The organism is Lentibacillus sp. JNUCC-1, from assembly GCF_009741735.1.
GTDB lineage: Bacteria > Bacillota > Bacilli > Bacillales > Amphibacillaceae > Lentibacillus_B.
In genome coordinates this window covers 1,311,238-1,334,714 of the sequence record NZ_WHOH01000001.1, presented here as the reverse complement: position 1 = coordinate 1,334,714, position 23,477 = coordinate 1,311,238, and the positions used below count along the sequence as shown (strand labels likewise).

General features: G+C 42.8%; 21 protein-coding genes and 1 pseudogene. 15 read left to right on the top strand and 7 right to left on the bottom strand.

The window, feature by feature from the left end; genetic code table 11:
* Window positions 1-73: 73 nt before the first annotated feature.
* Complete coding sequence (locus JNUCC1_RS06000; RefSeq protein WP_156644559.1) at window positions 74-406, top strand: hypothetical protein; 333 nt, start codon at window positions 74-76, stop codon at window positions 404-406.
* Between the two features lie 66 nt (window positions 407-472).
* Here the strand turns inward: JNUCC1_RS06000 and JNUCC1_RS05995 are convergent, their stop codons facing one another.
* Window positions 473-1,735 (bottom strand): hypothetical protein, encoded by a 1,263-nt coding sequence (locus JNUCC1_RS05995; RefSeq protein ID WP_156644558.1) that lies wholly within the window; start codon window positions 1,733-1,735, stop codon window positions 473-475.
* Between the two features lie 359 nt (window positions 1,736-2,094).
* Here JNUCC1_RS05995 and JNUCC1_RS05990 point away from each other — a divergent pair, with 359 nt between their 5' ends.
* The gene (locus tag JNUCC1_RS05990; RefSeq protein ID WP_156644557.1) at window positions 2,095-2,472 is read left to right on the top strand and encodes a RidA family protein; all 378 of its coding nucleotides are present in this window, start codon (window positions 2,095-2,097) and stop codon (window positions 2,470-2,472) included.
* A gap of 214 nt (window positions 2,473-2,686) precedes the next feature.
* Here the strand turns inward: JNUCC1_RS05990 and JNUCC1_RS05985 are convergent, their stop codons facing one another.
* The gene (locus JNUCC1_RS05985) at window positions 2,687-3,907 is read right to left on the bottom strand and encodes an MFS transporter (RefSeq protein ID WP_156644556.1); all 1,221 of its coding nucleotides are present in this window, start codon (window positions 3,905-3,907) and stop codon (window positions 2,687-2,689) included.
* Between the two features lie 245 nt (window positions 3,908-4,152).
* Here JNUCC1_RS05985 and JNUCC1_RS05980 point away from each other — a divergent pair.
* From JNUCC1_RS05980 to JNUCC1_RS05935, 10 genes and pseudogenes are all read left to right on the top strand, one after another.
* Window positions 4,153-5,069, top strand: a pseudogene (locus JNUCC1_RS05980) (DUF1002 domain-containing protein).
* Between the two features lie 345 nt (window positions 5,070-5,414).
* Complete coding sequence (locus tag JNUCC1_RS05975; RefSeq protein ID WP_156644555.1) at window positions 5,415-6,443, top strand: ABC transporter ATP-binding protein; 1,029 nt, start codon at window positions 5,415-5,417, stop codon at window positions 6,441-6,443.
* Window positions 6,440-7,462, top strand: coding sequence for an ABC transporter ATP-binding protein (locus JNUCC1_RS05970; RefSeq protein WP_442915419.1), 1,023 nt, complete (start codon window positions 6,440-6,442; stop codon window positions 7,460-7,462). Before JNUCC1_RS05975 ends, JNUCC1_RS05970 begins: the two co-directional genes overlap by 4 nt.
* Window positions 7,463-7,490: 28 nt before the next feature.
* Window positions 7,491-9,233, top strand: coding sequence for an oligopeptide ABC transporter substrate-binding protein (gene opp4A, locus JNUCC1_RS05965; protein WP_231747004.1), 1,743 nt, complete (start codon window positions 7,491-7,493; stop codon window positions 9,231-9,233).
* Window positions 9,234-9,279: 46 nt separating this feature from the next.
* Window positions 9,280-10,245, top strand: a complete 966-nt coding sequence (opp4B, locus tag JNUCC1_RS05960; protein ID WP_156644553.1) for an oligopeptide ABC transporter permease — start codon at window positions 9,280-9,282, stop codon at window positions 10,243-10,245.
* 21 nt (window positions 10,246-10,266) lie between these two features.
* A complete protein-coding gene (gene opp4C, locus JNUCC1_RS05955) occupies window positions 10,267-11,163 on the top strand; it encodes an oligopeptide ABC transporter permease (protein WP_156644552.1) in 897 nt (298 codons plus the stop codon).
* Between the two features lie 189 nt (window positions 11,164-11,352).
* The gene (locus JNUCC1_RS05950) at window positions 11,353-12,150 is read left to right on the top strand and encodes a 3D domain-containing protein (protein WP_156644551.1); all 798 of its coding nucleotides are present in this window, start codon (window positions 11,353-11,355) and stop codon (window positions 12,148-12,150) included.
* A 326-nt stretch (window positions 12,151-12,476) separates the two neighbouring features.
* On the top strand, window positions 12,477-13,544 hold the full coding sequence (locus JNUCC1_RS05945) for an RNA-guided endonuclease InsQ/TnpB family protein (RefSeq protein ID WP_331713627.1): 1,068 nt from the start codon (window positions 12,477-12,479) through the stop codon (window positions 13,542-13,544).
* 353 nt (window positions 13,545-13,897) lie between these two features.
* Window positions 13,898-15,088: a glycine C-acetyltransferase gene (locus JNUCC1_RS05940; RefSeq protein WP_156644550.1), complete on the top strand. Its 1,191-nt coding sequence runs from the start codon at window positions 13,898-13,900 to the stop codon at window positions 15,086-15,088.
* A gap of 631 nt (window positions 15,089-15,719) precedes the next feature.
* Window positions 15,720-16,655: an NAD-dependent epimerase/dehydratase family protein gene (locus JNUCC1_RS05935; protein ID WP_156644549.1), complete on the top strand. Its 936-nt coding sequence runs from the start codon at window positions 15,720-15,722 to the stop codon at window positions 16,653-16,655.
* A 62-nt stretch (window positions 16,656-16,717) separates the two neighbouring features.
* On the opposite strand, the gene JNUCC1_RS05930 is transcribed toward JNUCC1_RS05935, so the two are convergent.
* Entirely contained in the window at window positions 16,718-18,340 is a 1,623-nt protein-coding gene (locus JNUCC1_RS05930; RefSeq protein WP_156644548.1) for an ABC-F family ATP-binding cassette domain-containing protein, read from the bottom strand.
* Between the two features lie 247 nt (window positions 18,341-18,587).
* On the opposite strand from JNUCC1_RS05930, the gene JNUCC1_RS18590 reads away from it, so the two are divergent.
* From JNUCC1_RS18590 to JNUCC1_RS05920, 3 genes are read left to right on the top strand one after another with little or no spacing between them, the layout of a single operon-like run.
* Window positions 18,588-18,767, top strand: a complete 180-nt coding sequence (locus JNUCC1_RS18590; protein WP_231747003.1) for a hypothetical protein — start codon at window positions 18,588-18,590, stop codon at window positions 18,765-18,767.
* The gene (locus JNUCC1_RS05925; protein ID WP_231747002.1) at window positions 18,764-19,216 is read left to right on the top strand and encodes a hypothetical protein; all 453 of its coding nucleotides are present in this window, start codon (window positions 18,764-18,766) and stop codon (window positions 19,214-19,216) included. Before JNUCC1_RS18590 ends, JNUCC1_RS05925 begins: the two co-directional genes overlap by 4 nt.
* Window positions 19,217-19,267: 51 nt before the next feature.
* The gene (locus JNUCC1_RS05920; protein ID WP_156644547.1) at window positions 19,268-20,254 is read left to right on the top strand and encodes a helix-turn-helix transcriptional regulator; all 987 of its coding nucleotides are present in this window, start codon (window positions 19,268-19,270) and stop codon (window positions 20,252-20,254) included.
* Window positions 20,255-20,354: 100 nt separating this feature from the next.
* On the opposite strand, the gene JNUCC1_RS05915 is transcribed toward JNUCC1_RS05920, so the two are convergent.
* The 4 genes from JNUCC1_RS05915 to JNUCC1_RS05900 form a co-directional block, all read right to left on the bottom strand.
* Window positions 20,355-20,975 (bottom strand): YpmS family protein, encoded by a 621-nt coding sequence (locus tag JNUCC1_RS05915; RefSeq protein WP_331713626.1) that lies wholly within the window; start codon window positions 20,973-20,975, stop codon window positions 20,355-20,357.
* Window positions 20,976-20,979: 4 nt separating this feature from the next.
* Window positions 20,980-21,915, bottom strand: a complete 936-nt coding sequence (locus JNUCC1_RS05910) for an SGNH/GDSL hydrolase family protein (protein ID WP_156644545.1) — start codon at window positions 21,913-21,915, stop codon at window positions 20,980-20,982.
* A 165-nt stretch (window positions 21,916-22,080) separates the two neighbouring features.
* Window positions 22,081-22,989, bottom strand: a complete 909-nt coding sequence (gene rarD / locus JNUCC1_RS05905; protein ID WP_156644544.1) for an EamA family transporter RarD — start codon at window positions 22,987-22,989, stop codon at window positions 22,081-22,083.
* A gap of 35 nt (window positions 22,990-23,024) precedes the next feature.
* Complete coding sequence (locus JNUCC1_RS05900; protein ID WP_156644543.1) at window positions 23,025-23,474, bottom strand: hypothetical protein; 450 nt, start codon at window positions 23,472-23,474, stop codon at window positions 23,025-23,027.
* Between the last annotated feature and the right edge of the window lie 3 nt (window positions 23,475-23,477).

The window sequence follows — 23,477 nt, the reverse complement described above, 5'->3', positions numbered from 1 at the left end:
ACGCAAGGATTAGAATGACAAGAATGTGGGAATACTCCAATAAAGATCATTTGAAATGAGGAGGGTATTCCTTATGGACCAACAAATTCATGCCTACTTTAGAACTGAAGATGATGCAGAAAGTGCTCGTGCCCGTCTGGAAACACTTAGAACAGCTGATATACAGGTGGAAGAGATGGGTGAGGACGCCAAAACGTTGACTTTCTTCCCGATTCCAGTCAGCGGTATGACACCTGGTGTCGCCGGTACAGCTGACCCAGCTGAATTCCCTGGAATGGCTGAAGCGAGACCCGATCAGGACGGCCCGATGACACAACTGTTGACGGCCAGTGTTGATGAATCGGACTATGCTAAGGCCATGAATATCTTGCGTGAATCAGGCGGACACCAGAAACCCGATCAATAAATGTATATTCCAGCACCACAAAGCGGCATCTGTTGTATTTAACACCAGATGCCGCTTTGTGTATAATTACTGATTGATTTGAAAAAGTTTTCTTGGGCGGCCGCGGAGGTAAGGTTTCTCTTCACCTACCGCCTTAATGACTTCGCCGTTTATCAGTTTGCCCAGCGTCCGTTCAGCACTGCGCTTTGTAACGCCGTAGTAAGTGGCGAGATCCTGGGATGAGAATGGCTCATTGTTTCGGTTGGCGATAAAGTCCAGGAAATTGTATGATAACTCATTGTTTAAGCGGGCTTTATGGATAAGAGCCTGATAGAGCTTGCCAGTGTCAAATTTTTTCTCGACACCGACTGGACCAATTGTTTCACCGCGCTCATTAACGATAAAGCAACTTCCCGTTTCTTCCTTGCTACAGGATTTGAGTGCTAATCTGGCGTAATGTTCAGCTTGGTTGGCATATAATCCGAAGCCAAAACCGATGTCGACTTCGCCAGACACCCGTTCTTTCAATTCTTTTTGGAGCGGGAAATGGCGATAATTATTGGTGATATATTCAAGCAGCTTTTTCGTGCCAAAAATAACATATGCATCTCCAGATTGAACGACAGCAGAACTCGTCACATCACCGAACTCGTCAAGGATGTCTTTAATTTTATCCATATTCTCATTTTCATTTCCGTCACCGTGTTTTAAACGGACATACCCAGATACCATTTGTGAACTTGTGTTTTGATTCACAAGTGCAATGGATTTCGCTTCTTCAATGCGATTCAGCAAATTCACCATTGGAATCTGGATGCGTTCAACCGGGACGTTCGCTTGTTTTAGCTTCTCTTCCACGATATTACTTGAAGTCAGTACGAGATCGACATGGTCGGACTCCCATAAATTTTTATGGAAGAACACGATTTGATCAATATCGATCGACCGGTCGTTTCCATAGCTGTACACATGAAATCCACTCTTGTCCAACTGTTGTTCAGCGACAACCGCATCAACATACTTACGGTCATCAATGTCAATGGACATGCGGGGCAAGGTATCATCATTTTGTGTCTTCAATTCATAAAACGCGTTAAGTATCATGTACTCGTCTATTGGCACATAGACTGCTGGCAGCCGCTTTTTGTCAATCTTGTCTTTTGCGTACAGGTAGGACAAGGGGCTTGTAAATAGATAGACGTCGCACATAACAGCCTTTTCCACAAGGTCATAGACTTCAGCTGCATCTTCATAGACAAATGGAAACAGTTCAGACTTGCGGTCTGTTTCATGTTGAGCAAGTTTGTCTATAATCTCCTTCCTCCCAAACACAGCAACTTTTACCCTCATAGTTTTTTTGCCTCCTATTAAAATTTATATGATGTGGTGAAGCTCTCTCTATATATAAAAACCTGTACTTAGCTACAGGTATTTATCCAATTTATAATAAAGGACACTCTATTTTACAGAGGTGTTAATGACACGATAGGGAATTTTCATAAAATTGTCAAGTGAATTTGGCTACTAATATTACAATTGACATTATGTTAAAAAAATGTCCTTGTAACAATTATACACAAATTTAGAAATGATGCACGTCTTTTCTGAAAAATGATTCAAAAGTATAAACATATGATAAGTTTTTGTGAATGAATTTTGATATGATAGAAACGGCATTCCAAAAACACATTCTTTAAGGAGGACCAGAGATGCTTAAACAAGTACACTCAGATAAAGCCCCTGCAGCCATCGGACCATATTCACAGGCGATCAAAGCAGGTGACTTTCTCTATGTTTCGGGCCAAATCCCACTTGATGAAAATACGGGAGATGTTGTCGAAGGAATTGAAAATCAGACGAACAAAGTTCTCAGTCATTTAAAATCTATTTTAGAAGAGGCTGGTGCTGATTTTTCTAAAGTGGTTAAATTCACCATCTATCTTGATTCGATGGATGACTTTGCAGTGGTGAATGAGATTTATGGAAGCTATTTGCAAAAACCATATCCGGCACGTGCTACAGTAGAAGTCAGCCGCCTGCCGAAAAACGTCCTCGTTGAAATGGACGTCGTAGCATATCTCGGCTGATCTAAACGAGCGTCTGTGATACCGCTCCGGGAAAACACTGCGCTTTCCGTGGGCGCTGCGCGCTGTGGGTCTCACCGAAGCTTTGCATCCCAGAGGAGTCTCCGTGTTTTCCCTCCGCTAAATCATAAAAACCCGAGCAATGATCCATTGTGAAATGGAGTTGTTCGGGTTTTCTATGGTTGAATTTCTTTCGTCCTAGTCTTTTGTTAAAAGACTAGGTTCGCACTTTTGACATTGATTTGTGTCCGGCGTATTCGTGTTTGTACCAAGCGTGAAGCATGATGATGCCGGCAAGAATGAGTAATGCGCTGGTTACGAAGAAGACAGACGAAATTCCGAAGAACCCGGAAAGCATTCCCCCAAGAGCCGGGCCAATAACGTTCCCGAGAAAACGGAGACTCGTATTGTAACCAAGCACTTCACCTTGCATGGCAAGCGGTGCTTCCTGCCGGATATAAGCGACCCTGACAGGAATAATTCCACCAATAGATACACCGAGCAAAAAGCGCAGTATGACGAGCTGCCAAATTGAGGTGACAAAGCCCCCGGGAAAGTACACAATACCGGCCATAAACAATAGAATGATCAGGATTTTGATGTATCCAACCTTATCTCCAAGTTTACCCCACTTCCGGGTCATCAAAAGGTTGCCGAGACCCGCAGCTGAAAAGGCAATTCCTGAGAAAAAGGCGATACTCTCAGGTCCGTGCAGTTCAGCAACATATAATGATAAAATCGGCTGAACACTGAAATGCGCCACTTGTACCAGAACAGAGACGATCATCACAATTAAGAGGACGGGGTGTCCTGTAATATGCTTGATGACCTCTTTACTTGAATAGACTTTAGATACTTCATCATCCTCAGGCGTTTTCTTCAGTTCTCTAATCCCAATCGTCACAATGGCAGCAGAGAGAAATACTGTGAAAGATGTCCACTTGAAGGTGTCACTGTATGAGAATAGATCTGCTAAAACACCACCAAGCATCGGGCCCATGAGTGTTCCAGTAATACTTCCTGTTTGAAGAGTCCCTAGAACTCTGCCAGCAATGTGTTTCGGTGTTTGTGTCGAAATAAACGCTTGTGATGTCGGGATAAACCCAGTAAACACGCCCATAATCAACCGGAGGATAAACAGCTGCATTACGGAAGTTGCAAAGCCCATAAGCATAATGGAGATTCCAAGGCCGACAGCCGAGATCATTAATATCTTTTTACGTCCAAACCGATCACCGAAACGTCCCCATATCGGTGAAAAAATAAATGCCGATACAAAAGTAATTCCAAAAATCCACCCTGACCAACTTTGCACATAAGCGTCTGAGAAATCGCCAAATTCCTGGATATACAAAGAGATAAACGGGAGGACCATTGTCATGCTTCCGGCAATAAAAAAGTTGGCAAACCACATGATTGCCAAATTACGTTTAATCATATTATTAGAATCGTCGATTGCAGACCCTTCTTTCGAAAAATACTTCGTTACCCTAAATATAACGTATTTTTTCCCTGGAATAAAGGATTTTGCTTGCATAGTGGCGTATGGTATATAGTGGTCACCAAAAGCAATTATGGATATCTTGTCCAAATACGCTATAATATATGAAAGCCAGCTTAATGATTGTCCAAACCAAAGCATATGATGGTAAGAGACTTACCTATTTGAAAGGAATGGTGGCTATGCAAAAGCTATTCAGCAAAAGTGTGTTCGGACTAATGACGGTGCTGCTTATATTAATGGCAGCCTTACCTGTCCAGGCGGATGATAAAGTCATAGATGAAAAGCGCGGGGTACCGATTGTGGTGTATGGCGGTAATTTGAGCGATGCCCAGATTAATGAAACGAAAAAACTGCTTGAAGTGCCGGACGATCAAAAGGTTGAAGAACACAGTGCTACAGGGGAAGATTTGGCCAAGTATATCGGGGCAACCCTGCTGCGAATATGTATTCTTCCGTTAAAATTGTCTGGGAAGAAAAGGGACACGGGATCGATATTAACGTTGTGACACCAGATAAGATCACCCAAGTAACATCAGATATGTATGCCAATGCTTTACTTACGGCAGGTGTCGAGAATGCAACAGTTGCCGTAGCATCTCCGGTGAAAGTTACCGGTCATTCTGCTCTTACAGGCATATATAAAGCCTATGACGCGGAAGGCGCACAACTTGATAAAGAACGCATGGAGCTCGCTAATGAAGAGTTGGGCGTGGCGACGGATCTTGTTAACGATAGCAACCTTAGTCAAGAAGAAGTCAGCCAGTTGCTGACAGAAATTAAACAAGCCATCTCGGAAAATAAGCCGGCCACAAAAGAAGATGTAGAACAGATTGTCAATGAGCAATTGAAGAAACTGGACATTTCCCTGTCGGACGCCGACAAACAGATGTTGATCGACTTGTTTGAGAAAATGAGGAATCTGAACATCGATTTTGACCAGGTTAAGGAGCAGCTTCAGGATATTGCCAATACGGTAAAAGATAAAATGGATGAACTGGGTCTGGACGCAGGCTTTTGGGAGAAGGTCGGTAACTTTTTCAGCGATTTGTTTAACTCTATTGGCGATTTCTTTGGCGGGTTATTGGGATCTGAATAGAACAAAACAATGGTTCCTATGTCCTGTAAAAAAACAAAGTTGCAATATCAATAGAATATAGTATAATGCAGAATATTATCGAAAGCGAGATAAGCATTAAAGAAGATGGCTGGGTATATCGGAATATAAGGTTTTATGACTAAATAGGCCAAATATATCCAGCCTTTTAACTCAATTATTGCAAATAAGTTACAAAAAAGCCTTGTGTTACAGCTCAGTATATTATATAATTTAAACTATCAAATACAAATTTGTTTGAATATTATCAAATAGCAATGAACATAAATTGTTTATTTTTTTACTTGATATGTTAGAATATTTTAATTCTCGAAGGGGGAAGAGCAGTTGTCACAACAAGAGAAAGATCTGCTCCAGGTTAAAAATCTAAAGACAGGTTTCTACATAGAGGGTGAACTGCATCACGCCGTGTCAGATGTCAGCTTCGAAGTCAAACCGAAAGAGGTTGTCTGCGTTGTAGGCGAATCAGGGTGTGGTAAGAGTGTTATGTCTCTGTCAATTATGCAGCTGCTTCCGGAATTAATTTCAAAGATCGATGGTGGAGAAATTCTGTTTGAAGGGGAAAACCTCATCCAAAAAACAGATAAGCAAATGAACAAAGTGCGCGGAAAAGACATCGCCATGATCTTCCAAGAGCCAATGACAGCTTTAAACCCAGTGTTTACGATTGGTTATCAACTGCAGGAAGTTTTGTTTAATCATACCAAAATGAATAAAAAAGAAGCGCGTGAGAGATCCATAGAGTTGATGAAAGAAGTTGGAATCTCACGTCCGGAAGCAATTATAGATGAATACCCGCATCAGCTTTCAGGCGGAATGAGACAGCGTGTCATGATCGCCATGGCAATTGCGCTGCATCCTAAACTGCTGATAGCGGATGAACCAACGACTGCACTTGATGTAACAGTGCAAGCACAGATTCTAGATTTATTGAATCAAATTCAGGAAAACTCAAATATGGCTATTATGCTTATCACGCATGATCTCGGTGTTGTGGCAGAGGTAGCAGACAAAGTCGTCGTCATGTATGCCGGGGAAGTTGTCGAAGACGCTGAAGTGACGGAATTATTTGCTAATCCGAAACACCCATACACTGAATCACTGCTCGCGAGTATCCCGAAAATGGATCAAAAACAAGACAGGCTGAACACAATTGGCGGCATCGTGCCTTCTATAGAAAATATGCCACAGGTTGGATGCCGATTTGCCGATCGTTGCCCGATGGCGTTTGGTGATTGTAAAAAAGTAACACCACAACTCGCTGAAGTTGCAGACGGACACTTTGCAAGATGCCTTCTCAACAAAGAAAGCTATCCAGAGGATCATCCAGAGCACAAGGAGGCAGCCGTACGATGAGTGAACAGACAGTAATGGAACAATCAAGCAATCAGGCAAAAACAGATTCAGATGTTTTGCTTGAAGTGAAGAATTTAAAAAAATATTTCCCTGTAACAGCTGGTTTCTTCAAGCGAAAAGTAGGAGATGTTAAGGCAGTTGACAATGTTTCGCTGACCTTGAAAAAAGGTGAAACATTCGGGCTTGTAGGTGAATCGGGCTGTGGCAAGTCAACAACCGGCAGAACAATTCTGCGTCTGACCAGCCCAACTGATGGTGAAATTCTATTTGAAGGCGAAGACATCACAAGGTTGCGTGGAACGCGCCTGCGAAAATTCAGACAGAATTTCCAGATGGTGTTCCAGGATCCATATGCATCCTTGAATACGAAAATGATGGTCGGCCACATCGTCGATGAACCACTTCGTAACTTCACCAACAAATCTAGCAAACAACTTAAAGAAGAAATAAAAGAATTATTGGTACGTGTGGGACTCAGAGATACGGATTATTATAAATACCCACATGAGTTCTCAGGTGGTCAGCGTCAGCGGATCGGTATCGCCCGAGCACTCGCCGTTAATCCGAAACTCATTATTGCAGATGAACCTGTAAGTGCCTTGGACGTATCTATTCAATCACAGGTACTGAATTTGCTTCAGGATTTGCAGGAAGAATTCAATCTGACATATTTATTCATTGCACACGATTTGAGCGTTGTAAAACATGTGAGTGACAGAATTGGCGTTATGTACTTAGGGCATTTGGTGGAAGTTGGTTCTAACGAAGCAGTATACAGAGAACCGCTCCACCCCTATACACAGGCTCTAACCTCTGCGATTCCTGAGCCGGATCCGACTAAGAAGAAAGAGCGGGTTATCTTAAAAGGTGATGTTCCAAGTCCGGAAAATCCGCCTTCAGGGTGCGTCTTCCACACAAGGTGTCCGGTCGCGATGCCGAAGTGTAAGGAAATCGTGCCTCAATTAAAGGAGGTGAGGCCGAACCACGAAGTCGCATGTTTACTGTATGATGAGGAATAAATTTATAACAATTAAGGGGGAAATTTTGTTGAAGAAAAAGCTATTGGTTTTATTAGTATTAATGTTTTCTTTGACACTGATGCTTGCAGCTTGTTCAGACTCAGATGATACAGGCGGCAATAGCGGTGGAAATGATGGCGGTTCAGACAACGGTGGAAATGACAATGGCGGTGAAGAAGCATCCGGACCTCAGGAAGGCGGCACAATGGTGTACGCACTTGACACTGAACCAGATGGTATCTACAACATTAACTTCTACGGCACAGCTACTGACGCCGAGGTTATTGACTTTTTCGATGACGGTTTAATCACATATGATGATGAATTAAAACCTCAGCCACATATTGCTGACTGGGAAACTGATGACAATCAGCATTATACATTTACATTCCAAGAAGGCGTTAAATGGCACAACGGTGAAGAACTGACTGTTAATGACTGGGTGTTTGCACTTGAAACCATTTCACACCCTGACTATGATGGTCCACGTTGGGCAAACGTTCAAACAATTGAAGGTGCTAAGGCCTTCCGTGATGGAGAAGCAGATAGCATTTCCGGTATAAATGTTGTGAGTGACTATGAAATTGAAATTACGTTTGATCAGCCACGCGTAAACAACTTGGAAAACCTTTGGACATACCCAATGTCTGAAAAAGAATTTGAAGGTGTTGAAGTTGCAGATATGTCTTCTTCACCACAGGTTCGTGAAAACCCTGTAGGTACAGGTCCATTCAAAGTTACCAAGATTGTTCCCGGCGAATCCGTTCAGTTTGAAGCGTTTGAAGACTACTGGCAAGGTAAGCCACATCTCGACGGTGTTGTTTTGAAAGTTATTGATCCAAGTCTCGTAATCGGTGAACTGAAAAACGAAGATCTTGACATGACTTCTTTCCACCCAAGCAACTATGAAGAAATTGATGCTTTGGATAATGTTGAAGTACTCAAAGCACCTGGCGTAAGCTATTACTACATTGGTTTCCGTCTCGGAAGCTATGACGGCGAAACAGCTACAATGGACTTTGAGAAGTATCAGAATGAAGAATTGCGTACAGCTATGGCACACGCTATTGACCGTCAAGCTTGGAACGACGAGTTCTTCTTTGGACTTGGTTCACCAATCAACCGTCCAGTACCATCTGCACACTGGATTGCAGCAGATGATTCTGACCTCGAAAACCATTTCGAGTATGACCCAGAACTAGCTAAAGAAATGCTTGATGATGCAGGCTATGTTGACACGAACGACGACGGCTGGCGTGAAGATCCAGACGGTGAAGAATTTGTCGTGAAGTTCAGTCACTATGCAACAAACAACCCAACGTTTGAAACACGTGCAAAATCGATCACGCAGTTTTGGGAAGATGTAGGTCTTAAGACAAAGCTTGAAATGACAGACTCTGGTCTGTATTACGACTTGCTTGAAGAAGCAGACGAAGGTATGGAAGTCTTCTTCGGCGGCTGGTCTACAGGTGCAGATCCAGATCCGACAGCACTTTGGCATTCAGATGCTCTGTGGAACTTCCCACGCTGGGTAAATGAGAAAAACGACCAGCTGATGGAAGATGCACTTGATATGGATGTTGTTGGCACTGACCAGGATAAGCGTAAAGAACTTTATGTTGAATGGCAGCAAAACATCAACGAACATGTTCCAATGATCCCAATTTCTGAACTTGAAGAAGTTATGGCTACAAGCAAACGTCTCCAAGGTGTGGAAATGGATCTATCCGGAACAAACAGCCCGCATGAGTGGTGGGTTAAGCAAGACTAATTGATTACGAAGCAGTTGCGACGTACTAGATAAGGAGTATTGCATTATGTTGAAATACACCCTCAGAAGAATACTGGGCATGATTCCAATGTTATTCCTTGTCTCCATCGTGGTATTCACCCTGGCAAAAATGATGCCAGGGGATGCCCTTGGTGGAGAGATTGATCCACAGAACTCTGACCCGGAATACATTGAAGAAATGCGTGAAAAGCTGGGTTATAATGATCCTATTTATCAGCAGTACATAGACTGGGTCGGTGGCTTTGTACAAGGCGATTTTGGAAAGTCCGTCAAATACAAAATGCCAGTACTCGATCTTTTAAAGGAGAAACTGCCTAACACGATATTTCTTGGGATAATGTCTCTTGTCATTACGTATATACTCGCTTTTATCATGGGTATTTATGCCGGACGAAAGCCGTACACGATTGGTGATCATGCTATAGGTGGGTTAAACTATCTTGGCCTTGCGATCCCATCTTTTGTAGCAGCCGTTTTTGCCATTTATATCTTTTCGTTCCAGCTAGGATGGTTCCCGTCCAACGGTTCTGTCGACATAATGGTTCAGAATGGTACGCTCGATTATTGGTTGAGCAGACTACACCATGTTATATTGCCAGCAATTGTACTTGGTGCATTGGGTACAGCAACCTATACTCAGTTCTTAAGAAATGACATCATTGAAAACAGCAGAAAAGACTTTGTCCGGACTGCAAGAGCAAAGGGCACTAAGCGTACGAAAATCTATAACGTTCATATTTTGCGTAATTCCATTATCCCTTTGGTCACATTTCTCGGTTTTGATATCGTCTCGATTATCGGCGGGGCAGTTATCACTGAGACCATTTTTACGTATCCTGGTATTGGACAACTATTCGTTAACTCAGTAAACTCCAGAGACTATTCGGTTGTTATGGCCATTACAATGATGTTTTCCGTGCTTGTTTTAGTCGGGAACCTTGTAGCAGATATTCTCTATGGAATAGTTGACCCACGGATTCGATTGGACTAAGGGAGGGAGGAGAACGTGAATATGGAACAAGCAACTATAGAACAGCCGAAAAAAAAGCAAAACACATCACCATGGGCGATAGCCAGAAGAAAATATTTAACCAACAAACTGGCAATGATCAGTTCTTTCTTCCTGATCTTCGTTATTGTCATATCTTTTCTGGCCCCATATATTACGACAATCGATATATCTCGTGTCAATATTGGTGAAACTTCTCTCACACCTTCCTCTGATCATTGGCTTGGAACCGACAAAAGTGGAAGGGATGTTTATACAAGACTTCTGTATGGCGGAAGGGTATCTTTGACAGTTGGTTTGTCGGTTACAGCCCTCGTTATCGTATTTGGTACATTGATCGGATCGATTGCCGGATATTTTGGCGGCTTTGTTGATAGTGCTTTAATGCGCTTTACCGACTTTGTATTGAATTTCCCATTTCTAGTATTCGTTATTGTCTTAAACACCCTTTTATTTGGACAAGTAAGTGGTGTGTGGGTACTGATAGTCGTTATCAGTGGCCTCAGTTGGGGTGGTATAGCACGTATTGTCCGAAGTAAAATACTGGCTGAAAAAGAAAATGAGTATATTTTGGCGGCTGAGTCAATCGGAACGCCATCATCTAAAATCATTACAAGACATTTATTGCCGAATGTTTTGTCGACAATTATTGTGCAGGCAACATTAACATTTGCCGGCATGATTGTTGCCGAAGCTGGTTTGAGTTATCTTGGCTTTGGTGTCCCGCAAGAAGTTCCAAGCTGGGGCAACATGCTGTCTTCAGCTAATGAACCGGATGTTTTGCAGGACAAGCCTTGGATATGGATTCCACCAGCTATGGCCATTGTTATTACAATATTATCTATTAACTTTATCGGTGAAGGGCTCAAAGATGCATTAAACCCTAAATCAGATAAATAGAAAAAACCTCTCTGCCTATGATTAGGTTAGAGAGGTTTTTTGCTGTGCTTAAAGTTTTCTATTAAAACATGTAATATTTTATAGAAAAACTGGCAACCCTTGTAACAGACTCTTAAAAGTCTTGTAACCACAATGGCCGTCCTAGTGTGATAGGATAGACATTGTGAATTTTAAAGGAGGGTATTGCCCATGAGGAAGCTAGTAGCGTTATGTGCTACTCTATTCATTGTAGCTACAGGCACAGTGACCGCTTCAGCACAGGTTTACGAAGTTGAAAAAGGAGACAGCCTCTGGAAGATTGCCAACGAGAATAATATGAGTGTCGATAGATTAATTGAGATTAACAATCTCAAAACAACCGTCATACAGCCAAAACAAAGTATCACACTGTATGATTCGTATCAAGTGGAAAAGGGAGACACCCTTTCAGCCATTAGTAAAACTTTTGATGTTACAGTTGAAGACTTAATGGAATGGAATGACTTGTCCTCCGACTTAATTTTGATTGGACAAGAATTAACTATCAAAGATGGTGCTGAAGCAGTCAAAAAAGATACAGCCAGTAAAGCCAAGCGAACCGAACAACAGTCAAACGATGACAAAGTAGCCGCAAAACAAGCGGTTAACACAAGGAAAGCCGAAACGGTTTCAAACTCCAGTGCAAAAGCGAGTCAGCCAACTGAGCAAAAAGCAGACGGTAAAACCATCAGTGTTCAAGCAACAGCCTATACGGCTAAATGCGATGGGTGTTCCGGTGTCACTTACACAGGTCTCGATTTAAATCAAAATCCGAATGCCAAAGTGATTGCAGTGGATCCAAGCGTGATTCCGCTCGGCACAAAAGTATATGTTGAAGGGTATGGCTACGCTACAGCAGCAGATATCGGCGGCGCAATTAAAGGTAACCGTATCGATATCCACGTTCCTACTAAAAAAGAAGCGTATAGCTGGGGCGTCCGCGAAGTTAACGTAACAATCGTTGAATAATAGATTTAAAAGCCACTTTGCTTGTTAGAGATAACGAGCGAGTGGCTTTTTTTAATTGCATTTCTACTAGGTACAAAGTTTTAGGCAGGTCTTAAAACACTGCCATTTTCCGGATCAACAACTTGACCGGGACCATCAGGCTGAAGGTATCCAACAATCCCAAATCCGATTACCGTACTAATGAGCGGGAAAGCCCATTCCTTCAGGTGTGGGATGAGAGCGAATATATTAAGACATGATCTTAAAAATAGTAGGGTCAAAGCAATTAAAATAAAACTGGAACATATGTTCTTGATTTGATATAATACAGTGGAGGAGGTGAAGTGGTGCCAACAATTTCTCTGAAAGTAGAATTGCTAAAGCCGACAATAGAAAAACAAAATGTGTATCAAACAATGACACAAACAAACACGGATTTCGCTAATTGGCTTTTAACTTATGACGATCTAAACAAAGCGACATCCAAAGTTTTCAAGCTGTTCTCATCCAACAAACAACTGCCCTCAGCAGTTGTTAATCAAACGATTCGGGACGTGAAAAGTCAAAAGAGACACCAAAAAGCGAAAAAATATAAACGGCTCTGGTGTGCATTCAATAACCAAAACGCCAAAATAGAATATGACAGGCTTTATAAAATCAGCTTTCCGACACTTGAAAAACGTATCGGCGTGCCTTTGGTCGTCCGACCGTTTCAGCAAAAATGGCTCGATAAGATTTTAAACGGTGAAGCCAAACAAGGTACGGTTGACCTTTTTAAAAAGAGAGGCCGCTGGTTTGTGACAATTGCCATTTCCTATGACGTAGAAAAAACGACCAACGAGAAGGTATTGGGTATTGATCTTGGGTTGAAAAACATCGCCACATGCAGCGTCGGCACGAAAAGTTTATTTTTTAAAGGCAATCAAATAGCCTTCAAAAGAAGAAGATTTTCTTCAAGAAGACGCAAGCTGGGCAAGCTGAAAAAACTTCAAGCTATCAAAAAGTCAAAAGATAAAGAGTCGCTTTGGATGAGAGAAATGAATCATACCATATCCCGTCGAATCATACGTTTTGCCAGGTCCAACGGTGTTGGACTGATCAGAATGGAAGATTTGACAGGTATTCGCATGGCTAAATCAAAAAAAGAAGCAGGCAGAAACCTAAACAATTGGAGTTTCCATCAGCTTCAGACATTCATTCAGTATAAAGCAGAAATGGCAGGCATCACGGTTGAATATGTCGTGCCAAATTATACATCGCAAACATGTAAATGCGGAAATTGTGACAAGCAAAACCGCAATGGTTTGAGGTTCAAATGTAAAAAGTGCAGCTATAAAAACCACGCGGATTTAAATGCAAGCATCAATATCGCAAAAGCCCTGTCAGGCATCTCCAAACATAAACAAGTTATATAACTCGTGTACCGGTAACAGGTATACCGCCAATTGCGGTACAATTCATAACGCAGTTGGACGGGGCCATGGCAGCCCCCTTAACTTGAGGCTAGTTCAAAACCGAAAGGGACTGCGAACGTCTTAGCACTCGAGAATCCCACTGCTTTAGCTGTGGGAGTGTCAAGCATCTTGATCATTCCTTTTGAATTTCATCACACAAATTATATTATAACCGATTTTTCACTAACCACAAGACGGTATTTTTTAGAAAAACACGTATAGCTTGTTGATGAATAGATCCCTATAGTTGTGTTATGATGTGTATGGATATGAAGGTAATTTTAATGCAAACATAAATGAGGAGGACATTTTACATGACGAGTCATATTTTGCAAACGTTTTTGGACGAGAACATAAAAGATTTGAAGGAACGCGGTCTCTACAATGAAATAGATCCGATAAAAGGCGCCAATGGTCCGGAAATATCAATCGAAGGAAAGAAATTAATCAACCTTTCTTCAAACAACTATTTGGGGCTGGCTACTGATGATCGACTTAAAAAAGTGGCTCGTGAAGCTGTTGATTCCCATGGAGTCGGTGCAGGAGCCGTCCGTACCATTAATGGAACAATGGATCTTCACTTGGAGTTAGAAAAGAAACTTGCGGAATTCAAAGGTACAGAAGCGGTCATTTCATTTCAATCTGGTTTTAATTGTAATATGGCAGCTATTTCCGCTGTAATGGACAAGAACGATGCTATACTGTCAGACGCTTTAAACCATGCTTCCATCATTGACGGGTGCCGCTTGTCAAAAGCAAAAATCATTCCTTTTAACCATTCTGACATGGATGATCTGAGACAAAAGGCGAAAGAGGCTGTGGAATCAGGTCAGTATAATAAGATCATGGTCATAACAGATGGTGTGTTCTCCATGGATGGTGACATTGCCAAGCTGCCAGAAATTGTTGAGGTCGCTGAAGAATTTGATTTAATTACGTATGTCGATGATGCACATGGTTCAGGTGTGCTTGGTAAAGGCGCTGGGACAGTTAAACACTTTGGCCTGCAGGATAAAATTGATTTCCAAATGGGCACACTTTCAAAAGCAATCGGCGTTATTGGCGGTTACGTTGCGGGTAAACAAAATCTGATCGACTGGTTGAAAGTCCGCTCCAGACCGTTCTTGTTCTCAACAGCTGTCACTCCAGCAGACGCTGTCGCTGCCACTAAGGCCGTTGAGATATTGATGGAAAGCACAGAACTGCATGACAAACTTTGGGAAAATGGGCGCTATCTTAAAGACGGCCTGAAGGAACTTGGATTCGACATCGGTGAAAGTGAAACACCAATCACACCATGCATCATCGGTGATGAAAACGACACCCAAACATTCAGCCGCCGCCTATACGAAGAAGGCGTCTATGCCAAGTCAATCGTATTCCCAACCGTTCCACGCGGCACAGGACGCGTACGCAACATGCCAACCGCCGCCCACACAAAAGAAATGCTCGACCAAGCCATTAAAATATACGAAAAAGTCGGCAAAGAAATGAACATTATCTAACCTGAAACACCCAAATTGGCTATCAACATCAGTCATGAGTAAATTACAGACTGAGACATAGTGGAAACTTTAAATGACTGCTAATATGACCGCTCCGAAAATACATTCCCTTTCCGCGGGCACGGCCTCAGCCACCTTGCCCCGGCAAGGGGGGATGTTGACGTTGTCCGCAAAGGACGATTTTTAGTCGCCCCTCCTTAATGTGACACTGTGGGATCTTCGGACTCGTGCTTTTCCAGCAGGAGTCGTCATGTGTTTTTTCCGCTTAGAGTCTGCCACACAAGGTTGTGTTGCTTATAATTGGAAAATATAAAATGACGTGCTCACGAAAAAAGTGAGAAATACACCCTCATCGAGCTCCGGGAAAACACGGAGACTCCTATGGGAGCAAAAGCCTAGATGAGACCCCACAGCGCGCAGCGCGAGGAGGCTCAGCAGCGCCCATGGAAAGCGCAGTGTTTTCCCGGAGCTCGGTGGTGCGAGGCAGTCACAATATGCTCACTTACATCGTGGTTTATGGGAGCTGTGTCTTTAAGATATGTACGAAAGCAGTAGATAAGAGGCACTGAGGGTTCTCAGTGCCCGGTAAATCGTAATCATACATTAATTGATATCAAGAGAGGGTTATCTTATGAAGAAGATACTTGTAACCGGCGCCATGGGGCAGATTGGATCTGAGCTTGTTGATCAGCTGCGCCACACTTATGGTGCGTCAAATGTTATTGCAACAGATATTAAATCAGGCGGCCAATCAACTGAAGGCCCATATGAAACACTGGACGTTACTGACGGCGAGCGCTTCCATGAATTTGCAAAAAAATATCAAGTCGACACGATTATGCATCTGGCAGCACTTCTGTCCGCTAAAGCAGAAAACAATCCTAAATTTGCTTGGGACCTTAATATGGGTGGGCTTGTAAACGCGCTTGAAGTAGCGCGTGATTTAAATACACAATTTTTCACGCCAAGTTCAATTGGCTCATTTGGACCATCCACACCTAAAGATCAGACACCACAGGACACGTTGCAGCGGCCTACAACGATGTATGGTGTGAATAAAGTAGCTGGTGAGCTGCTTTGCGACTATTATTATCATCGTTTCGGACTGGATACGCGAGGTGTGCGCTTCCCAGGTTTGATTTCATATGTGACACTACCGGGTGGCGGGACGACTGATTATGCCGTTGACATTTATTATGAAGCGGTTAAACAGCAATCCTACACCTCGTTTATTGCAGAAGGTACATATATGGATATGATGTACATGCCAGATGCTTTAAATGCAATCATTAAGCTAATGGAAACTGATCCCGCTAAGCTTAAACATAGAAATGCCTTTAACATTACAGCTATGTCTGCGGCACCTGAGGATTTTGAGAAAGCAATTCAGGCACATATTCCGGAGTTTAAACTGTATTATGATGTCGATCCGGCCCGCCAGCGTATTGCTGAAAGCTGGCCAAATGGTATCGATCCGACAGCCGCCAAAGAAGAGTGGGGCTTTAAAGCCGAATACGACCTCGCTGCCATGACCAAAGACATGCTGGAAAAAGTTCGTAATAAATAATAGCAAACGCGCTGAACCATACAGGGATCAGCGCGTTTTTCTTTTTAATATACGGTTGAAAATTAGACGGCATACATAGCTTCGACACGGTCTTGAATCTCTTTGTCCTGAACGTATTCTTCATAAGAGATTTCTTTATCAAAGATCCCACCCGGCGTGATTTCAATCAGTCGGTTGGCAACGGTATTGATAAATTCATGGTCTTGAGTTGTGAAAATGATAGACCCTTTGAATTTGATTAAGCCGTTGTTGAGAGCGGTGATTGACTCCAAATCTAAGTGGTTGGTTGGCTCATCGAGTAATAGCACGTTTGCGTTTGAGAGCATCATTTTAGACAGCATACAACGCACTTTCTCTCCACCGGATAACACGTTTGCTTTCTTCAGGGCCTCTTCACCAGAGAAAAGCATCCGTCCGAGGAAACCACGGAGAAATGTTTCTGTTTCGTCTTCAGGTGAAAATTGACGCAGCCAGTCAACAAGTGTCAGATCACTATTTTCAAAGTAAGCTGAATTGTCTTTAGGGAAATAGGATTGTGACGTGGTCACGCCCCATTTATAAGTCCCTTCATCTGGTTCCATTTCACCCATTAATATTTTCAGCAGTGTTGTATTAGCGATGTCGTCTTTTCCGATCAGCGCGATTTTATCATCTTTATTCATTGTGAAACTGACATTATTCAGCACTTTTTTACCGTTAATGGTCTTTGACAGACCCTGTACCTGTAAGAGGTCATTCCCTATCTCACGTTCAGGTGTAAAGGCAATGTACGGATAACGGCGTGAGGACGGTTTAATATCGTCAAGGGTGATGCTGTCGAGCAGTTTCTTTCTGGATGTCGCCTGTCGTGATTTGGAAGCATTGGCACTGAAACGGGCGATGAACGCCTGTAATTCCTTAACCTTTTCTTCCTTTTTCTTGTTCTCTTCTTGTGCCATTTTCTTGGCGAGCTGGCTGGATTCATACCAGAAGTCATAGTTGCCGACATAGATCTCGATCTTGCCGTAGTCAACATCTGCAATGTGTGTGCATACCTTATTTAAAAAGTAGCGGTCGTGTGAAACGACGATTACGGTATTTTCAAAGTTGATCAAGAAATCCTCAAGCCACTGTATTGCCTGGATATCGAGCCCGTTTGTCGGCTCATCCATCAAGAGAACATCAGGGTTGCCAAAGAGAGCTTGGGCAAGGAGGACTTTGACTTTTTGATCGGCGTTCAGTTCGGACATTTGCAGCTGGTGTAAAGATTCATCGATGCCGAGCCCTTTTAATAAAACAGCTGCATCAGATTCGGCTTCCCAGCCATTCATTTCAGCGAATTCACCTTCGAGTTCAGCCGCGCGCATGCCATCTTCTTCGGAAAAATCGGCTTTCATATAAATAGCGTCTTTTTCCTGTTTCACGCTGTAAAGTTTTTCGTGTCCCATCAGGACGGTGTCAAGCACCTGATAGTCTTCATAAGCAAAGTGGTCCTGTTTCAGAACGGCCAGTCGCTGATCCCGTCCGAGTGATACATGGCCGGATTGAGGTTCGATTTCACCTGAGAGGATTTTTAAAAAAGTGGACTTACCTGCACCATTTGCACCAATAACCCCATAACAATTGCCAGGGGTAAACTTCAAATTGACATCTTCAAACAGTTTTTTATCACCATATCTTAAACCAACGTTGGTTACATTTATCATTTGTGGTTCATGCCTCCATCAATCAAGTAGATTGGTGCCAGTTTGTTTCACTGGCAACAAGGTTAGCTTAAGCGATTTAGCCGCTCACGTCAAACAATTAATCGCAAATTTTTAGTTTAACAATGACTTTTGTCAAAAGCAAACGAACGCTTCGGGGAAAATCTGTTATAATGAAGTAACTCATATATACAGAAACGTGTTACACGATATACCATCGCTCAGTTAAAGCGAAGGGGGAGAAAGAAACATGGGGGAACAGACGGTTTATTTCCTATTTACAGACACAGGAACATACTTGTCAAAGGCGATTAACTATTGTACAAAACAGCCTTTGAATCATGTGTCAATTGGGTTTGATGACGAATTGTCGGAAGTCTACAGCTTCGGCAGGAAACGTCCCAAAAACCCATTTATTGGGGATTTGTGAAAGAAGACATTAAAAGTGATTTTATGCGAAACTCGGAATGTGCCATTTATAAATATACGATCGCACAGACTGAATATGAACGCGTGATTTCAGAAATTAAAGGGATAGAAGCTCAAAAGGATTTTTATAAATATAATTTTCTGGGGTTATTCGGTGTACTGTTGCGGATTAAGATTGATCGGCCTCATGCCATGTTCTGTTCGCAGTTTGTAGCGACGGTCCTCAATGACTCAGCTTCGGCCAGATTCATTAAAGAGCCATGTTTCATAACGCCAGCTGACATACGCAATATGGAAGGGATGGAGCTGATTTACCGCGGATCACTCGGTCACTATCAGTCTCAGTCATTCCTGACCCATGACAAGGAAGAGGCAGAAAGAGAAACTGGCGAACAGTCTTCGTTTAAACTGAACATTACCAGACAGATCAAGCGATTCGTCATGCGATAATAGAGCCTGGCTAGTTGAAGGGCTCTTGATACATAACAGGAGGTTGAATCGATGGAACGCGGCAATAATTATCGATTAATGAAGTTGCGGGATATGCTGTTTGAAGAAACGGACGAAGAACATGAATTAGGGATTGAAGAACTCATTTCTAAACTCCAAAATGCCGGGGTTACAGGGAAATTTGACAAACGAACGATCAAACGTGACCTTGAAATTCTTGACGAAGCTGATTTTGAAGTGATTGTGAATAAGAGAAAGTTTGGCAAGCATTTCTACAGTCATCAGTCACGACTGTTTGAAACTTATCAGCTGCGTCTGATTATTGACGCCATCCTGTCAGCACGTTTTATCACGAAAAATGAAAAAGAAAATCTGATTCAAAAGATGAAGCAGCTTACGAGCAAACATATTGGGAAGACCTTCCCTGAACCTGTTCTGTTTAATCAATCGACGAATATGGATTATGAACAGGTGAAGTTCAATATTGATTATGTACATAGAGCGATTTCCGAACAGAAAGTGCTGACGTATCAATATGGGAAGTATGATGTAGACAAAGCATTTCGTTTCCATCGGGACGGAGCTGTGTATCATGTTGAACCCTATGCGCTTATATGGGAAAAGGATTATTATTATTTGATCGGGCACTATCAGCCGAATGCCGAAATACGGCACTACAGGCTCGATCGTATCCGCAATATCACCATTACGGATGAACATTTTGTGAAAGAAGACTTTGAACTGCAAGCGTATGTGGATCAGACGTTTCAAATGTTTGCCGGTGAAAACAGCCGCATTAAAATTCGTTTCGATAATGATTTAATCAACGTTGTTCTGGACCATTTTGGACATGAAGCTGATATTAAAAGAGATGGGGACGACCATTTTGTCCTGTCTACAAAAGCAAAACTTTCTGACGGCCTCATCAACTGGATTCTGACCTGGGGCAATAAAGCCCGCGTTCTCTCCCCAGCCCACCTTGTAGAAGACGTGAAGGAGAAAATCAACCTCATGCAGGCATTGTATGAAGTGGATTAAAGAGAAAAAGGCTGCTTTCTTAAAAACAGCCTTTTTTTCTTTGCTTAGGAAATTATAAATTATCCGAGCTGTTCATAACCATTGGGAGCCTAGCCAGCCTTCACTCAATGCCCATTGTTTTGTAAGGGACGCGGATTTTAAAGGCTAGGTTGTCTGATTCGAGGTCGAGTTGTTCAACAGACACATGGAAATTACTTTTAATGTCCATCTCGGTAACAGCGACGTAAATCTCTTCTTTTTTTGCATCAACTGTAACCCATTCAGGCATCGGCAAGTATTTACCCATATATTCCATGATCTTCTGATTCGGCAGCTGGAGCAGCCCGACTGATATGGACTTTTGTTTCAACACGACATCTCCGTTTTTCTGGACTTCCGGGTCGAAATGCATCGAAAGCGGAACAGTCGTTGTGAAAACAGGCAACTCCCCGTTCAGCTCCACATCTTCATTCAAGGAAAGGCTATACTGATGATTGGTTCCTTTAAGCAATTCTTCAAGATACGCATTAGCCAGATCGTCGACATTTTGCTTTGTTGTCCGAACGATAAATTCTGAGCTTTCGTCTTTAGGCTGTGGCTTGGCATCGGGTCTGTCTGTTTCAGAAACAGGCCAGAACAAAAGGATTAACAGGCCGACCACCAGCACACCATTTGCAACTAAAAGCGATAAGAAAAGGATTTTCCATTTGTTTTTCTTATGTTGGGAACGTTTCTCTGTCACAAACTCACTCCTCTTGCCCAGTATATTCAAGAACACGCTCGGCCATAAGCCTATAGCCGCTGTAATTCGGGTGGAAGTGATCTTCTGCAAACAGTTCTTCCTCAGTATTGCTGAATAAATCATCAATGGGAATGAACGTGGCTTTGTCTCTTCCGTTGGCCACTGTCCGGCTTGTTCTATTCCATTCGTTAATAATCTCATCGAGTTCTTCTACATTTTGAAAGTATTGCTGGAATGGATTGTAAAAACCAATAAGGTATATATCGGCATCACTGTTAAGCTCTGTTACTTTATCAAAAATGGATTCGAGCCGCTCTTTGTAACGCTCACGCTCTGCGGTGAACGGTTCGAATGTTAGATTGGTGATGTTCTGTTTCACAACCTGCATCACGTCGTTAGCGCCTATTGTGATAAGGACCACATCAGCATCTTTGATCGAATCTTGAATCTCTTCTTTTTCCAGCCGTTTCAACAGTTGATCAGATCTGTTGCCGCGTTTGCCATAGTTATCAAATGTAACAGTCGTGTCGCTGTTGGTGTTGACGGTGCGCTCAAGTATGCCGACGTAGCCCCCGCTGTCATACTGGTCACCGACACCTTGTGTAAGGGAATCCCCAATAGCGGTAACATGTGTGTCCTGGTTGGAGAACAATTCAACCGCTTTTTTCATGGATTTTGACAGAATGGTCGTCAGCTGCTCTGTCAAAGAATCCATATCTGTCTTTTCAGGTTCATCCTCTTGTGTTTCCTCATCTTTATTCTCGTCATGTTCTTTTTTGGAGGTCTGATCGGCTTGTTTGTGTTCAGACTGATCTTCGTCATTGGCAGAGCTGAGTGAGACAGGCACGGCTGTTTCACTGTTTGCAAACCAATACACTGTACCCCCGGCACCCAAAAGAAAAATTCCGAGTAAGATAGCCAATATATATTTTCGTTTCATAAATGATCACCTGTATGATTTCATATGGGCGGACCGTACAAGATATGCTATTTCATTTGTATACCCTAATTGAACAAAATCAATCATACCTATAAGCTCGCCGTCATCACAAGTATAACATGAAAAAAGGTCGTACAATATAACTGTAATAGAAGCTTAATCGTTTTAATGTTCTGCTTGCCGATCTTTTCGCGATGCTCGCTTAAACCAAGAACTCATATATATGAAGAGAGCGCTCCATATCAGAACAAAAGCAATGAAATGGGCACTTGTAAATACTTCGTTATATACAAAAACACCTAATATGAGCATAAGCGTCGGTGCGATATATTGCAAAAAGCCAACCATCGACAAAGGGATTTTTTGTGCCCCCGCAGCAAATAACAATAGGGGAACCGCTGTGGCTGCGCCTGCCCCCATCAAAAGCAAGCCTGTTGGCGTGATCGCTGATTCCAGCGTGAGTGCCGGGTTGCTGACTGCGGAAAGATAGATCAGGGCAATAGGCGTGACAAACATTGTTTCTATTGTCAATCCGAACATGGGACCGATGGAAATGGTCTTTTTAATCAGCCCATAGAAGGCGAATGACAAGGCAAGCACGATTGATACCCATGGAAATACACCATAGCTGAATGTCAGGTACAAAACACCCAGCGAGGCAAGAATGAAGGAAACGATTAAGCGTCTGGAAATGCCCTCTTTTAAAAAGACAATCCCAAGAACGATGCTGACGAGCGGATTGATATAATACCCGAGGCTCGCCTGGACAACATGCCCGCTGTTTACCGCCCATATAAACGTGAGCCAGTTAAGGGTGATCACCAAAGAAGCAGCCAGAAGCTGAACCGCTTGTTTTTTAGTTTGAAACAGTGCTTTGAAAGCATGCAAAAATGGACGCCCTTTCTTTGTAATAAGGACAAGGACAGACACAAAAACAAACGACCAAACAATCCGGTGAGCGAGAATCTGCCCCGCAGGCACCTCGTCCACCAGCTTCCAATAAATCGGCAGCAGCCCCCACAGAAAATAAGCCCCCGCTGTATACAAAATCCCGAACTTTTCATCCTGTTCCATGGCTATCACCCCTTTGTATAACGATTAAAGTTTGATTATATATTGCTGAGCGCGTCGAATAATGTGTCGAGCGCGTCAATTAAAGTGCTGAGCGCATCAAATAACGTGTCGAGCGCGTCAATTAATGAGCTGAGCGCATCGAATAACGTGTCGAGCGCGTCAATTAATGAGCTGAGCGCATCAAATAATGGGTTGAGCGCGTCAATTAAAGTGCTGAGCGCATCGAATAATGGGTCGAGCGCGTCAATTAATGAGCTGAGCGCATCGAATAATGGGACGAGCGCGTCAATTAATGAGCTGAGCGCATCGAATAATGGGACGAGCGCGTCAATTAATGAGCTGAGCGCAACGAATACTGAGTCGAGCGCGTCAATTAATGAGCTGAGCGCAACGAATACTGGGTTGAGCGCGTCAATTAATGAGCTGAGCGCAACGAATACTGAGTCAAACGCATCAATTAATGAACTGAGCGTGTCAAATAACATGCT

Excerpts from the sequence above, each read along its gene's own strand:
- JNUCC1_RS05950 (WP_156644551.1), top strand. The coding sequence starts at position 11,353 with ATGAGGAAGCTAGTAGCGTTATGTGCTACTCTATTCATTGTAGCTACA.
- rarD (WP_156644544.1), bottom strand. The coding sequence starts at position 22,989 with ATGGAACAGGATGAAAAGTTCGGGATTTTGTATACAGCGGGGGCTTAT.
- opp4B (WP_156644553.1), top strand. The coding sequence starts at position 9,280 with ATGTTGAAATACACCCTCAGAAGAATACTGGGCATGATTCCAATGTTA.
- opp4C (WP_156644552.1), top strand. The coding sequence starts at position 10,267 with ATGGAACAAGCAACTATAGAACAGCCGAAAAAAAAGCAAAACACATCA.
- JNUCC1_RS05935 (WP_156644549.1), top strand. The coding sequence starts at position 15,720 with ATGAAGAAGATACTTGTAACCGGCGCCATGGGGCAGATTGGATCTGAG.
- JNUCC1_RS05920 (WP_156644547.1), top strand. The coding sequence starts at position 19,268 with ATGGAACGCGGCAATAATTATCGATTAATGAAGTTGCGGGATATGCTG.
- JNUCC1_RS06000 (WP_156644559.1), top strand. The coding sequence starts at position 74 with ATGGACCAACAAATTCATGCCTACTTTAGAACTGAAGATGATGCAGAA.
- JNUCC1_RS05940 (WP_156644550.1), top strand. The coding sequence starts at position 13,898 with ATGACGAGTCATATTTTGCAAACGTTTTTGGACGAGAACATAAAAGAT.
- JNUCC1_RS05900 (WP_156644543.1), bottom strand. The coding sequence starts at position 23,474 with ATGTTATTTGACACGCTCAGTTCATTAATTGATGCGTTTGACTCAGTA.
- JNUCC1_RS05990 (WP_156644557.1), top strand. The coding sequence starts at position 2,095 with ATGCTTAAACAAGTACACTCAGATAAAGCCCCTGCAGCCATCGGACCA.
- JNUCC1_RS05910 (WP_156644545.1), bottom strand. The coding sequence starts at position 21,915 with ATGAAACGAAAATATATATTGGCTATCTTACTCGGAATTTTTCTTTTG.
- JNUCC1_RS05985 (WP_156644556.1), bottom strand. The coding sequence starts at position 3,907 with ATGATTAAACGTAATTTGGCAATCATGTGGTTTGCCAACTTTTTTATT.
- JNUCC1_RS05970 (WP_442915419.1), top strand. The coding sequence starts at position 6,440 with ATGAGTGAACAGACAGTAATGGAACAATCAAGCAATCAGGCAAAAACA.
- JNUCC1_RS05995 (WP_156644558.1), bottom strand. The coding sequence starts at position 1,735 with ATGAGGGTAAAAGTTGCTGTGTTTGGGAGGAAGGAGATTATAGACAAA.
- JNUCC1_RS18590 (WP_231747003.1), top strand. The coding sequence starts at position 18,588 with ATGGGGGAACAGACGGTTTATTTCCTATTTACAGACACAGGAACATAC.
- JNUCC1_RS05930 (WP_156644548.1), bottom strand. The coding sequence starts at position 18,340 with ATGATAAATGTAACCAACGTTGGTTTAAGATATGGTGATAAAAAACTG.